Here is a 13,485-nt window from a genome sequence, read left to right on the forward strand (position 1 = left end):
GTTCCTTCTCGTCTCGGTTCTCGGTGTGCCAGAAGAGGACCACGAACGTTTTGAGGTCCGCTTGGCCTCGACTTGGAGTGGCGCCTGTCGTCAGGACCAAGCCGCGAGCGCGGCCTCGGTTCGGGCGAGCAGATCTGCGGCTCCGCGCCGGTGTCCGTCCGCGTCGTCCTCTCGTCCCAAGGCCGACGCCACCGCGGCGAGTGCAGTGTCGACGGGTCCACAGAACAGCGACCCGCTGTCCACGCCGGCAAAGGTCCCGGCGAACGGAAGCAACTCGTCATAGCAGGAGCGACAGACCTCCAGGTCGCGCAACGACGCGGCGGCGGTGGCACGTAGGACGGTCATGGCACGCCAGTAGTAATCCCGCGGTGCGGGTCGATCGTCGGCCCAGAGCTCGCGCGCCCGGTCCAGATCTCCGGCGCGGATCAGACCGAGGACCCACGCGGGTCGCAGGTACACGGGCATGTCGTGATCGAGTCGCTCCAGGTCCGTCACGAGCGTGTCCAGCGTGTCGGTCGCAATCGCGACGGACATGCGACCCAACTCACGGATCTCGGTCCCGTGTGAGGTTCCCTCGGCATCGAGGTAATCGGCAACGGCGTCGTACCTGGTTCGGCCCGAGTCGAACCGTCCGGCGATCAAGTCGACCACGGCGTCGAACAGCGCCAACACCCCGAGCAACTGGGTCAGCGCCGCACCGCTCGCGCACCGCAGGCTGTCCGAGAGATGCCGGCGAGCACCGGTCAGATCCGCCGCCGACATAGCGGCCAGATACAGCTGGAAGTGCGCCAGCGCCTGATACTCCGCCATACCGTGTTCCGTTGCGACAGCGAGCAGTTGGTGCGCTCGTGGCCGGCGACCGTCGTCGTGATCCGGCCCGAAGGCGACGTACCCGAAGGCGTTCAACGCGACGCGTGTCAGCATCGGATCGGCGAGACTGTCCGCAATGCGCACGGCAGACTCGGCGTAGGTACTCGCCTGCGCGGAATCGAGCCCCTCGATCTCGAACACCGCGGTCGCCATGAGGGCAGCGCGGGTGTGATCGTCCGTGTTCGAATCGGCAAGCAGACGTTCCAGCGGGTCGAGAACCACACGATCGGCCGTCATGCCTCGGATGTGCCAGATGACCGGAGCCTGCCACGACGACAGAGCGGCGACGAGCGGTCCGGTCTCACCCAGGGACGTCGCGATCTCGATGGCCTCGTTCCTTCGAGCACGCGCGTTCTCGGTATCCGCCGCTCGTGCCAGGGACGGCACCAGCGCCACGAGAAGGTCGAGTCGTCCACGCCGATCCAACTCCCCGGACATCTCGGACGTGGCGAGAGCGGAGTGCCACAGCTCCAACGCGTCTCGGTGCGAGCCCAGAGACTCTGCTCGACGCGCGGCCGCGACGATGGTGGGTACGAGCTTCGCTGCGGTGTGGCCGGTGGCCCCCTCGGCCGCGTGCCGCGCCAAGGCGGCCATGTCGTCCGGTCGTCGCGCGGACAGGACGGCGAACACCCTCGCGTGCATGCGGGTGCGCCGCAGCCGGGGGAGGTCTGCGTACAGGGTGTCGAGGACGAGAACGTGCGCGAAACGCACTGTATCGCGGTCGGTTTCGACGAGCAGGCCGGCCAGTACCGCGGGTTCGACGGCGTCGAGCAGGTCGTCGTCGCCGATGTCGAGCGCGTCACGCAGGGTGTCGACGTCGACGGCCCGACCGAGGATCGACGCCATGCGCAGGACGGTGAGGGTGCGCTCGGGGAGGCGAGAAAGTCTGCGCCGCAGGACGTCCGCGATCCCCGTCGGCACCTCCCCGCGTCCCGACGACCTGCCCTCGGAGGCCATCAGCCGTGCCAGTTCGCGCACGAACAGGGGGTTGCCGCCTGTGCGCTGGGCCAGCAAGTCCACCTGCACCGACGTGGGGCGAGACAGACCGTGCTCGGCGGCGAGTGTGACGAGGTGCGGGCGATCGAGTCCGGCCAGTTCGATCTGGGCAGAGCGGGTGTCGTGCAGGGTCGCCCACGCGGCCCGCAGGTCGTCGGTGGTCTCCGAAGCGCGGTAGGTTGCGACCAGATGTACCGCGCCCGTTCCGAGGTCGGTGGCGGCCAGGTACCGCACGATCGACATCGTGGTGGTGTCGGCCCGGTGGACGTCGTCGAGTACGACCAGCAAAGGGGTGGACCGGCTGATGGCCGATAGATAGTCGGCAACCGCACGTGCGATCGAGAATGATTGCACAGGAACCGAATTCGGTAGGTCGTCCGACATGATGGGTGACAGGCGCATGCGTGTCGCGTCGTCCATCGGCGCGGTGTCGTCGAGGGCGGCCAGAATCTCGCGCCACGCCCACCCGGGCGGCGCACCGTCGATCTCGGGACACCGGCCCCACCCGACACGCCACGATCTCTCGGAGAGGGCGTGAGCGAGCAACCGTGCCAATGTGGTCTTGCCCTCGCCGGCTTCCCCTCGGATCCAGTTGACCGACATGCCGCCGCCCAAGACGCACAACGCAAGGTCCATCGAACGGGCGAGTTCCCGCGGGCGGCCGTTGGTTCGGGGCAGGCCGGTGGACCGCTCGTCCCGCCGAGCGCTGGGCTCGGGGTGCGCGACGGGATCGGGCGATGGTGTCACGGCGACGTCGGCGACCCCGATGTCGTTGTGCGAGAGAATGTCCGATTCCAGAGACTGCAACGCGGGGCCGACGTCCAGTCCGAGGTCTTCGGCAAGGTGAACCCGGCAGCGTCGCAGCACCGCGAGTGCGTCGGTCTGCCGGCCGGACCGGTACAGCGCCAGCGCCAGCAGTCGCACGGACTCCTCGCGTCCCAGTGATTCCCGCACGTTGGGCTCGAGAACCGCGATGGCCGAACCGTGCGAACCGCGGGCGAGAAGCACCGCGGCCTCGCGTTCCGTTGCGGTGCGACGAAGGTCGGCAAGGCGGTCCAGTTCGCCGGCGATCCACGGTGCGTCGGCCACTTCCCGGTAGGGCAGGTCCGTCCAGAGCTTCAGCGCGTCGGCGGGACGGTTGTCGATCACCCGGCGTTCGAAATCCCACACGTCGACTGCGTCGTCGGGCAGGTCGAGAAGGTAACCGGGCGGCGCGCTGACGACCACGGCGGCCGGGCTCCGGGAGGGTCGCGCTGGTTCGAGGACTCGCCGCAGATTCGACACGTACACCTGCAGCGACGCGAGTGCGCGCGGCGGTGGGTCGTTCGCCCACAGATCTTCGATGAGCAGGTCCGTGCTGACCACCCGACGCCGCGCGATCAGCAGACGCATGAGCACGACACGTTGTGTGCGAGCACCGACGCCCACGGCTGTCCCGTCCACCTCGACGCGCAGCGCGCCGAACACGCGAATGTTCACGGACGGATTGCTCATGACGGGCGAATGATATCGGCCACATCCCCTGCTGTCAGCGCGAATCGGGCGACTCGTGACATTCTGACGCCGTGACCAGAATCGTTGCCGGAATTGCGGGTGGAAGGCGACTCGCCGTACCGGCGAGCGGAACTCGGCCGACGTCGGACCGAGTTCGCGAAGCGCTGTTCAGCGCGTTGGAAGCGCGCATGGATTTCGACGGCGCTGCGGTACTCGACCTCTACGCGGGGTCCGGCGCGCTGGGCCTCGAAGCTCTCTCCCGAGGCGCCGGGCACCTGTTGTCGGTCGAATCCGACGCGCGCGCCTCCGGTGTCCTCGCGCGCAACATCGCCACCGTCGCGCTTCCCGGAGCACTCGCACGCACGGCACCTGTGGCGGCGGTGCTGGCCGGAACTCCGGATCGGCGGTACGACCTCGTCATGGCGGATCCGCCGTACTCGACGTCCGACGATGCCGTAGCCGGCGTACTCGCAAGTCTGATGGACGGACAGTGGCTGTCCGACGACGCGCTGGTGGTCGTCGAGCGATCCTCCCGGTCACCGCTCACGCGGTGGCCCGACGGTCTACGACCGGAGAAGGACAAGAAGTACGGCGAGGCGCGTATCGAGATCGCGTCGGTAGAGTTCGCGCCATGAGCGGCGCCCTCTGCCCCGGATCCTTCGATCCCATCCACAACGGCCACCTCGACGTGATCACCCGCGTCGCCGAGCAATTCGACGAAGTTGTCGTGACGGTGGTGGTGAACCCGAACAAGAAGGGGCTCTTCACGATCGACGAGCGCATCGAGATGATGACCGAGGCCACGGCACATCTGGACAAGGTGCGCATCGCGTCGTGGCAGGGCTTGCTCGTCGACTTCGCTGCGCAGGAGGGCATCGGCGCCATCGTCAAGGGTCTGCGTAGTGCTGCCGACTTCGACTACGAGCTGCAGATGGCACAGATGAACCGCAAGCTGACTGCAGTGGACACCCTGTTCGTCGCAGCCGACCCGACCGTCGGGTACCTGTCGAGCTCGTTGGTGAAGGAAGTCGCGAAGTACGGCGGAGACGTGTCGGACATGGTGCCGGCATCGGTGCACAGCCGGTTGCTGGCGCGACTCGCCGAACTGCAGTAACGGTTTTGGCCGCCCGTCGGGGCACACTGGTCACGCATATCTTTCCGTTTGCGACAACCTAGTGGGGTAACAGGCACGTGTACCGGGTATTCGAGGCTCTCGACGAGCTCGTAGCAATTGTCGAAGAGGCACGTGGTGTGCCGATGACGGCGGGCTGCGTCGTCCCTCGCGGTGATGTTCTGGAGCTTCTCGACGACGTTCGCGACGCGATCCCCGGCGAACTCGACGACGCGCAGGACGTGCTCGATCATCGCGACAAACTGGTCGGCGATGCACGACTGACCGCCGAGAAGACCGTGACGACGGCCAACAACGAGGCCACCGCGACCATCGAGAATTCGCGCGAGGAGGCAGACCGCTTACTGGCGGACGCCAAATCGCACGCCGACCGCATGGTCGCCGAGGCCACCGCCCACGCCGATCAACTCGTCGCCGATGCGACCGCGAGCGCCGAAGCGACGATCGCCGATGCGGAGCGCGAGTACGAAGTCACGACCGGTCGAGCGCGCGCCGAGGCCGAGCGCCTGGTGGCGTCCGGTAAGGCCACCTACGAGCGAGCTGTCGCCGAGGGGCAGACCGAGCAGGACCGACTCGTATCGCATACCGAGGTGGTGCAGGCCGCCCACGCCGAGTCGGCACGGGTCATCGACTCGGCCCACGCCGAATCCGACCGCCTGCGAAGCGAATGCGATTTGTACGTCGACACCAAGCTGGCCGAGTTCGAGGAGTTCCTCACCGGGACCATCCGATCGGTCGGCAGAGGCCGTCAGCAGCTGCGGACAGGATCCGGTGTGCCGGACTACGGCACCGATTTCGGTGACGCCGGCCGCACGGGTCGCCGCTTCAACTGATCGTTTTGCCCATACACCACCGCGTGCCGTACCGTGGAGTGGTTGCCCAGACCGATCAGTAGAAGGATTCACAGTGTCGCCCCAGACGAAACGTAACCACACGAGCACCGATTCCGGTCTCGTGCTGGACACGCGGCGCCTGGGTCGTCGACCCGGATCCATGATCACCGTCGACACCGTGGTTCCGTCTCCGTCGCGTATCGGCCTCGACCTCGTTGCGATCCCCGAAGGTGCAGATCTGGACCTCGACCTGCGTCTCGAATCGGTGTCCGAGGGCGTGCTGGTCTCCGGCACGGTCTCGGCCGTCACGGCGGGGGAGTGCTCGCGCTGCCTCGAGCCGTTCGAATCGCACGTCGACCTGAACATCACCGAGCTGTTCGCGTATCCGGACAGCGTCACGGACGAGACCACCGACGCCGATGACGTGTACCGCGTCGAGGACGATGCGATCGACCTCGAACCGCTACTGGTCGACCTCGCCGGGCTGACCCTCCCGCTGCGACCGCTGTGCACCGAGGACTGCCAGGGCCTGTGCTCGGAATGCGGCGTCCGCCTGGCGATTGCCGAACCTGGCCATGGTCATGAGATACTTGACCCTCGCTGGGCAGGCCTCGCCGGGAAGTTCGGCACCGAGAACCAGCAGTAACTTTCACATACTGACAAGCGTCGTGAGACGAACGAGTACGAGGAGTAATAGAAGTGGCTGTTCCGAAGCGCAAGATGTCGCGGTCCAACACCCGATCGCGACGCAGCCAGTGGAAAACCACTGCACCCACCCTGATCACCTGCCCGAACCGCGGTTGCGGCGAGCAGACTCTCCCGCACACGGTGTGCCCGTCCTGCGGCACCTACAAGGGTCGTCAGGTCCAAGCAGCCGTCTGATTCGGCCATAGACCGTGACCGACACACACGTAGCGTCACCGACCGAGAGCGACGAAAGCGATCACGCATCGCTTCTCGTCGCTCTCGGCGTTTCCATGGAACCGTCCTTGCTGACGCTCGCTCTGACGCACCGGTCCTACGCGTACGAGAACGGTGGACTGCCCACCAACGAACGCCTCGAATTCCTCGGCGACTCGGTTCTCGGACTCAGCGTCACCGAAGCGCTGTACATCCGGTTCCCGGAGAAGTCCGAAGGCGAGCTGGCGAAGATCAGGGCCAGCGTCGTCAACATGCACGCGCTGGCCGAGGTTGCCCGCGAACTCGGCGACGGTGGACTCGGGCAGTACCTCATGCTCGGCAAGGGTGAAGAGATGACCGGCGGACGAGACAAGCCGTCCATCCTCGCCGACGGTATGGAATCCCTCCTGGGTGCCATCCACCTCGAACACGGAATCGACACCGCTCGCGAAGTAGTGCTGCGCCTGTTCGCGCCGCTGCTCGAGCGTGCCCCCAAGTTGGGAGCAGGTCTCGATTGGAAAACCAGTTTGCAAGAACTGACCGCCGAGCGGGGACTCGGCGTGCCGGCGTACGAGATCTCCGCGACCGGACCCGATCACGACAAGGAGTTCACCGCCACCGTCCTGGTCGGCGGATCGGCTCTCGGAGGTGGTGTCGGCCGGTCCAAGAAAGAAGCCGAGCAGCGTGCCGCCAGCACCGCATGGACTCTGCTGTCGGAATCTCCGGAGAAGACCTTGGCCACGCTGAAGCCTCCCGCACCGGAGAAGTCGTCCTAGGTTGCCCGAGCTCCCCGAAGTAGAGGTCGTCCGGCGAGGCTTGGATGCGCACGTCGTGGGATCGCGAATCGAGCACGTCCAAGTGATGCATCCGCGGGCGGCTCGTCGGCACGTTCAGGGCAGTCTCGACTTGGAAGCCCAACTCGCCGGGCGAACGATTGTCGCGGCCGATCGCCGGGGGAAGTACCTGTGGCTCACGGCGGAGCGGGGCGGCGACGATCTTGCCATCGTCGTCCATCTCGGCATGAGCGGTCAGATGTTGGTGCAGCCGCCCACAGCGCCGGACGAGAAGCATCTGCGCATTCGCACCATGCTCGACTCCGGTTCCGAGCTGCGCTTCGTCGACCAACGTACGTTCGGCGGGTGGGCGCTGGCCGACCTGGTCGAGGTGAACGGAACCATCGTTCCCGAACCTGTCGCGCACATTGCCCGCGACCCGATCGACCCGCTGTTCGACGCCGAACTGGCGGTCGCGGCCATCCGCCGCAAGCACACCGAGATCAAACGCGCACTTCTCGATCAGACCGTGGTGTCCGGTGTCGGGAACATCTACGCCGACGAAGCGTTGTGGCGCTCCAAGATTCACGGAAACCGTCTCACCGATTCGCTGACGAGACCCGCGGTGCGTCGTCTGCTGAACAACGCTCACGCCGTCATGGGCGAAGCGTTGGCGCAGGGCGGAACGTCCTTCGACGCGCTGTACGTGAACGTGAACGGTCAGTCCGGGTACTTCGACCGATCCCTCGCCGCGTACGGGCAGGAGGGTCGGCCGTGCCCTCGGTGCGGTACTGCGATCCGTCGCGAAAAGTTCATGAATCGCTCGTCCTTCAGCTGCCCGAAGTGTCAGCCGGCGCCGAGGGTGAGGCGGGGGTAGGGCGTCGGTTGTGAAGGAAATGCCGCGCTACCCGCGGACAATGCTTCACAAGCCGGCCGATCAGCGATTCGCGCACGGTGCAGACGTGGGCCGAGGGTGAGCGGGTGCGTACGTCTGGCCGGTGCGCGTATTCCGGAAGGCGGGACCGTACGCCACGAGCCGGAACGCGGCCGAAAGCGGTTGTGAAGGAAATGCCGCGCTGTCCGCGGAAAAAGCTTCACAAGCCGGCGCCGACACACGGTGCAGACGTGGGCCGAGGGTGCAGCGGGTGCGGGTCGACGGTTGTGAAGGAATTGCCGCGCTGCCCGCGGAAAAAGCTTCACAAGCCGGCCGATCAGCCACAAAGCGCACGATGCAGACGGGGGCCGGAGGTGCAGCGGGTGCGTACGTCTGGCCGGTGCGCGTATTCCGGAAGGCGGGACCGTACGCCGCGAGCCGGAACGCGGCCGAAAGCGGTTGTGAAGGAAATGCCGCGCTGTCCGCGGAAAAAGCTTCACAAGCCGGCCGATCAGCCATACGCGCACGGTGCAGACCTGGGCCAAGGGTGCAGCGGGTGCGTACGTATGGCCGGTGCGCGTACTCCGCGAGGCGGGACCGTAGGCCGCGAGCCGGAACGCGGCCGAAAACGGTTGTGAAGGAAATGCCGCGCTACCCGCGGAAAAAGCTTCACAAGCCGGCGCCGACACACAGTGCAGACGGGGGCCGACGTGCAGCGCGCGAGTCATCCCCGCGGCGGGCGTAAAGATCGCATCAAAACGCCTGCTCGCGGCGTCAACAGAGCGTCAGTGAGGCCGAGATGAGCGGGTAGGGGGTGGACGCTGGCGTAGCTGCCGCGCAACCGCCGGCAGTTCGTCGCCGTTTCACGAGGATTGCACCCATGGCTGACCTGGCCTATCTACTCACCGCCGCAGCAGGTTTCGCTGCACTGGTGCTGACCGTCGTCTCACTCGGGCGGACGGTGAAGAAGTGACCGCCGCCGGAATCGAGAGCGTGATCCTCATCGTGGTCGCGGCACTCCTCGCGGTGTACCTGCTGATCGCGCTGCTCGACCCCGAAAGGTTCTGAGCGTGAACCCCGCACTCGCAGCCGGGCTGCAGATCGCGGCCGTCGTGATCGTGCTCGCTGCCGCCTACGTTCCCCTCGGCGACTACATGGCGCGCGTGTTCACCAATCCGAGAGATGCTCTCGCGCGTGCGGAACTCGTCGGCTCTGCTGCGCAACAGGCCCACGGATCGACGACCACCACGACGACGACATCAGCTCCACAGCCGCAGAATCGATCGGCGACGGCCTCGGCCGACTGGCGCGTGGAGTCGCTCCTCTACCGCCTGTGCCGTATCGATCCCCGCTCGGAACAGACCTGGGTCGGTTACGCACTGAGCGTGCTGGGGTTCTCGGCCGCCGGCGTGCTGTTTCTGTATGTGCTGCAACGTGTTCAAGGTGTTCTGCCGCTGAACAATTCGCTACCGGGGGTCAGTCCCTCGGTCGCGTTCAACACGGCCGTCTCCTTCGTCACCAACACCAACTGGCAGTCGTACTCACCCGAGACGACGATGAGCAATCTGACCCAACCTCTCGGTCTTGCAGTCCAGAACTTCGTCTCTGCCGCAGTGGGATTGGCCGTGGCGGTTGCAGTGATCCGCGGGTTCGTCCGTGTGCGCAGTGGAGGTGAACTCGGAAACTTCTGGGTCGATCTCACGCGCGGCGTCCTGCGGATCCTGCTGCCGTTGTCGTTCGTCGTGGCGTTGATCCTGCTGACGCAGGGCGTCGTCATGTCGTTCCACAGCAGTTTCGCGTCGACGGGTCTGGACGGTAGCTCGATCACGAATGCTCTCGCTCCTGTCGCCTCTCAGGAAGCGATCAAAGAGCTCGGTACCAACGGCGGCGGAATCCTGGCAGCCAACTCGGCGCACCCGTTCGAGAACCCGACGCCGCTGTCCAACATCGTCGAGATCATCGCGTTGCTGCTCGTTCCCGTCGCGTTGACCCGCACGTTCGGAACCCTTGTGGGAGAACGCAAGCAGGGCCTGTCGATCCTGGCGGTCATGACCTTGCTGTGGGGAGCGCTCCTCGCGGTGACCCTCGCCGCAGAATCGACCACGCGAGGCGTTGCCGCGCAGGCTGCCGGGGCCATGATGGAGGGGAAGGAACAACGCTTCGGCATTCCCGGATCTGCCCTCTTCGCAGTCAGCACCACCGGAACCTCCACCGGCGCTGTGAACTCGGCGCACGATTCCATGTCGGCCCTCGGCGGCGGAGCGATCACCCTCAACATGCTCCTCGGGGAGGTTGCGCCCGGCGGAGTGGGAACCGGGCTCTACGGAATGCTCGTGCTCGCTGTCATCGCCGTGTTCGTCGGCGGGTTGCTGGTGGGACGCACCCCGGAGTATCTGGGCAAGAAACTGGGCAAGCGCGAGATCACCATGGCCGCGCTGTCCGTCCTCGTCATGCCGGCCCTCGTTCTGATCGGTACCGGTATCTCGGTAATCCTGGGTTCCACGAGCGGAGCGCTGGGCAACAGCGGCGATCCCGGGACGCCGGGGTCGATCCACGGATTCACCGAGGTGCTCTACGCCTTCGCGTCGGCAGCGAACAACAACGGAAGTGCGTTCGGCGGACTGACCGTGACCAGCGACTGGTTCCAGACCTCGCTCGGGATCGCCATGCTGTTCGGCCGATTCCTGCCCATCGTGTTCGTGCTGGCACTCGCCGGTTCGCTCGTCACCAAGCGACGCAGTCCTGCCGGGCCCGGCACCTTGCCCACCACGGGAGCGCTGTTCGTCGGTCTGCTGACCGGCACGATCGTGCTCGTCGCGGCGCTCACCTTCTTCCCGGCGCTCGCACTGGGACCCTTCGCGGAGGCTTTGCAATGACACTGGTCAACGACCGTCCCACCCAGTCGGAGGCAACACCCGACGCGGGTGCCCCCGCTGCCGTCACCTCCGGCTACTTCAGTCCCAAGCAACTGTGGACTTCGCTACCCGGCGCATTCCGCAAGCTCGATCCACGACACCAGGCCCGCAATCCGGTGATGTTCGTCGTTCTCGTCGGCTCCGTCATCACCACGATCATGGCCGTCGTCGACCCGTCGGTGTTCTCCTGGCTCGTCACGGGCTGGCTGTGGTTCACGGTGCTGTTCGCTAACCTCGCCGAATCCGTTGCCGAAGGCCGAGGGAAAGCGCAGGCGGCCAGCCTTCGCAACGTCAAACGGGACACGCTCGCGAACCGGCGGCTGCCCGACGGCTCCGTCGAGAGCGTGGCCGGCACCGACCTGAGGGTCGGCGACGAGGTCGTCGTCACCGCGGGCGAAATCATTCCCGGCGACGGTGACGTGATCGACGGCATCGCGTCGGTCGACGAGTCCGCCATCACCGGCGAATCGGCGCCGGTGGTGCGTGAGTCGGGTGGCGATCGAAGTGCCGTCACCGGCGGCACCACGGTGTTGTCGGACCGTATCGTCGTGAAAATCACTGCTGCACAGGGCGAAACGTTCGTCGACCGAATGATCGCACTGGTCGAGGGTGCGTCCCGGCAGAAGACGCCGAACGAGATCGCGCTGAACATCCTGCTCGCCTCGTTGACCATCGTGTTTCTCCTCGCCGTCGTGGCGATCGGACCTATGGGAATCTACGCAGGCTCGGCGCAGGACCCGGTCAAGCTCATCGCGCTTCTGGTGTGCCTCATTCCGACGACCATCGGAGCGCTCCTCTCGGCCATCGGCATCGCCGGCATGGACCGGCTGGTGCAGCGCAACGTGCTGGCCATGTCCGGCCGGGCAGTCGAGGCGGCCGGGGACATCGACACCCTGCTCATGGACAAGACCGGCACGATCACCTTCGGCAACCGCAGGGCCACGGCACTGCATCCGGCACCGGGAATCATGTTGCAGGAGTTGGCCGACGCGGCCAGACTGTCGAGTTTGGCCGACGGAACACCCGAAGGGCGCAGCATCGTCGAACTCGTCGCACGCGACTTCGGTGGGGACATGGATGCGGCGGCGGGCGGTGAGTTCGTTCCGTTCACCGCTCAGACCCGCATGAGTGGTCTGGACGTCGACGGGCGGCAGATTCGAAAGGGCGCCTCCGACAGCGTGTTCACCTGGGTTCGCGAACAGGGAGGCGACGCGGTCGACACTGCGGTACGTGATTCGGTCGAGTCGGTGTCCGAGGCGGGCGGCACACCGCTCGTCGTCGCTGTCGCCGAATCAGCCGGCGGGGCCCGTGTTCTGGGCGTCGTGGAGCTGTCGGACGTAGTCAAGCCGCACATTGCGGAACGGTTCGCGCGGCTGCGGGCAATGGGCATCCGAACCGTGATGGTCACCGGTGACAATCCGCTGACGGCGAGGGCCATCGCGGCCGAGGCGGGTGTCGACGACTTTCTCGCCGAGGCGACGCCGGAAGACAAACTGGCCCTGATCCGCCGCGAGCAGAACGGTGGCCGGCTCGTCGCCATGACGGGGGACGGCACCAACGACGCCCCCGCGCTGGCCCAGGCCGACGTCGGAGTCGCGATGAACACCGGGACGTCCGCTGCCAAGGAGGCCGGCAACATGGTCGACCTCGACTCCGACCCCACCAAACTCATCGAGGTGGTCGAGGTGGGAAAACAGCTTCTGATCACCCGCGGTGCACTCACGACGTTCTCGCTGGCGAACGACCTCGCGAAGTACTTCGCGATTCTGCCGGCCATGTTCAGTGCGCTCTATCCGCAGCTCGACACGCTCAACATCATGCGGCTCGCCACGCCGCAGTCGGCCATCGTCTCGGCCGTGGTGTTCAACGCACTGGTCATCGTGGCGCTGATTCCTCTTGCGCTGAAAGGTGTTCGGTACACACCGTCCACCGCATCGAAGCTTCTCGGTCGCAACCTGGCCGTGTACGGGGTGGGCGGCGTGATCTCGCCGTTCGTCGGTATCTGGTTGATCGATCTCGTGGTTCGACTGATTCCTGGAATGGGCTGAGCAATGCGTACATTTTCGGTGTTCTTCAAACAGATCGTGGCCGGTTTCGCGGTCCTGCTGGCGCTGACCGCGGTCCTCGGTGTCGCATATCCCGCTGCGGTCTGGGCGGTGAGCCGCATCGGGTCCCACTCGGCCGAAGGGTCACCGCTCACGGATGCCAACGGATGTGTGGTCGGCAGCTCTCTGCTCGGTGTCGACACCGCAGTCGGGGACGGCCCTGACCCGTATTTCCACGCTCGGGTGACCGGGTCGGTGTCCGCCGAGGATCCCTTCGCACCCGGAGACCCGTCGGCCTCGCTTCCGCTGAACCAGGGCCCGAGCAGTGACACCCTCGCGTCCTTCGTCGAGCAGCGACGCGCTGCGGTGGCGGCGCGCGAGAACGTCGACCCCGCGGCGGTTCCGGTCGATGCAGTGACCGGTTCCGGGTCGGGTGTGGACCCCGACATCAGCCCGGAGTACGCCGCCATCCAGATCCCGCGCGTCGCGGCGGCGACCGGCAGGTCGCAGGACGAGGTGCGGGCGCTAGTGTCGAACAACACCGACGGTCGTCAGCTCGGATTCCTGGGACAGCCGACCGTGAACGTCACCACGCTGAACGTCGACCTGGGGCTCACTGCGCCGGATTGCTCGACGTCGGGTGGATGATGGGC

At 66.3% G+C, this 13,485-nt stretch carries 12 protein-coding genes; 11 read left to right on the forward strand and 1 reads right to left on the reverse strand.

Annotation, left to right across the window (positions count from 1 at the left end; translation table 11 throughout):
• Positions 1 to 90 precede the first annotated feature (90 nt).
• Positions 91 to 3,360 (reverse strand): ATP-binding protein, encoded by a 3,270-nt coding sequence (locus tag IEW02_RS10410; protein WP_188544712.1) that lies wholly within the window; start codon positions 3,358 to 3,360, stop codon positions 91 to 93.
• 71 nt (positions 3,361 to 3,431) lie between these two features.
• Here IEW02_RS10410 and rsmD point away from each other — a divergent pair, with 71 nt between their 5' ends.
• From rsmD to IEW02_RS10465, 11 genes are all read left to right on the forward strand, one after another.
• Positions 3,432 to 3,995 (forward strand): 16S rRNA (guanine(966)-N(2))-methyltransferase RsmD, encoded by a 564-nt coding sequence (gene rsmD, locus IEW02_RS10415; RefSeq protein ID WP_188544713.1) that lies wholly within the window; start codon positions 3,432 to 3,434, stop codon positions 3,993 to 3,995.
• Positions 3,992 to 4,474 carry a pantetheine-phosphate adenylyltransferase gene (gene coaD / locus IEW02_RS10420; RefSeq protein ID WP_188544714.1) on the forward strand — a complete coding sequence of 161 codons (483 nt, stop codon included), beginning with the start codon at positions 3,992 to 3,994 and terminating at the stop codon, positions 4,472 to 4,474. Before rsmD ends, coaD begins: the two co-directional genes overlap by 4 nt.
• Positions 4,475 to 4,551: 77 nt before the next feature.
• Positions 4,552 to 5,325, forward strand: a complete 774-nt coding sequence (locus IEW02_RS10425; RefSeq protein WP_188544715.1) for a DivIVA domain-containing protein — start codon at positions 4,552 to 4,554, stop codon at positions 5,323 to 5,325.
• A 121-nt stretch (positions 5,326 to 5,446) separates the two neighbouring features.
• A complete protein-coding gene (locus tag IEW02_RS10430) occupies positions 5,447 to 5,971 on the forward strand; it encodes a YceD family protein (RefSeq protein WP_229746007.1) in 525 nt (174 codons plus the stop codon).
• Between the two features lie 53 nt (positions 5,972 to 6,024).
• Positions 6,025 to 6,207, forward strand: coding sequence for a 50S ribosomal protein L32 (gene rpmF / locus IEW02_RS10435; RefSeq protein ID WP_188544716.1), 183 nt, complete (start codon positions 6,025 to 6,027; stop codon positions 6,205 to 6,207).
• A 14-nt stretch (positions 6,208 to 6,221) separates the two neighbouring features.
• A complete protein-coding gene (rnc, locus tag IEW02_RS10440) occupies positions 6,222 to 7,001 on the forward strand; it encodes a ribonuclease III (RefSeq protein ID WP_188544717.1) in 780 nt (259 codons plus the stop codon).
• A 1-nt stretch (position 7,002) separates the two neighbouring features.
• The gene (gene mutM, locus IEW02_RS10445; protein ID WP_188544718.1) at positions 7,003 to 7,875 is read left to right on the forward strand and encodes a bifunctional DNA-formamidopyrimidine glycosylase/DNA-(apurinic or apyrimidinic site) lyase; all 873 of its coding nucleotides are present in this window, start codon (positions 7,003 to 7,005) and stop codon (positions 7,873 to 7,875) included.
• A gap of 966 nt (positions 7,876 to 8,841) precedes the next feature.
• A complete protein-coding gene (gene kdpF, locus IEW02_RS10450) occupies positions 8,842 to 8,940 on the forward strand; it encodes a K(+)-transporting ATPase subunit F (protein ID WP_188544719.1) in 99 nt (32 codons plus the stop codon).
• A gap of 2 nt (positions 8,941 to 8,942) precedes the next feature.
• Positions 8,943 to 10,748, forward strand: coding sequence for a potassium-transporting ATPase subunit KdpA (gene kdpA, locus IEW02_RS10455; protein WP_188544720.1), 1,806 nt, complete (start codon positions 8,943 to 8,945; stop codon positions 10,746 to 10,748).
• Positions 10,745 to 12,835 (forward strand): potassium-transporting ATPase subunit KdpB, encoded by a 2,091-nt coding sequence (kdpB, locus tag IEW02_RS10460; RefSeq protein ID WP_188544721.1) that lies wholly within the window; start codon positions 10,745 to 10,747, stop codon positions 12,833 to 12,835. Before kdpA ends, kdpB begins: the two co-directional genes overlap by 4 nt.
• 3 nt (positions 12,836 to 12,838) lie before the next feature.
• Positions 12,839 to 13,480, forward strand: coding sequence for a potassium-transporting ATPase subunit C (locus IEW02_RS10465; protein ID WP_188544722.1), 642 nt, complete (start codon positions 12,839 to 12,841; stop codon positions 13,478 to 13,480).
• Positions 13,481 to 13,485: the final 5 nt, after the last annotated feature.

It is taken from the genome of Rhodococcoides trifolii (assembly GCF_014635345.1).
Taxonomy (GTDB): Bacteria; Actinomycetota; Actinomycetes; order Mycobacteriales; family Mycobacteriaceae; genus Rhodococcoides; species Rhodococcoides trifolii.

Excerpts from the sequence above, each read along its gene's own strand:
- IEW02_RS10410 (WP_188544712.1), bottom strand. The coding sequence starts at position 3,360 with ATGAGCAATCCGTCCGTGAACATTCGCGTGTTCGGCGCGCTGCGCGTC.
- coaD (WP_188544714.1), top strand. The coding sequence starts at position 3,992 with ATGAGCGGCGCCCTCTGCCCCGGATCCTTCGATCCCATCCACAACGGC.
- kdpB (WP_188544721.1), top strand. The coding sequence starts at position 10,745 with ATGACACTGGTCAACGACCGTCCCACCCAGTCGGAGGCAACACCCGAC.
- IEW02_RS10465 (WP_188544722.1), top strand. The coding sequence starts at position 12,839 with ATGCGTACATTTTCGGTGTTCTTCAAACAGATCGTGGCCGGTTTCGCG.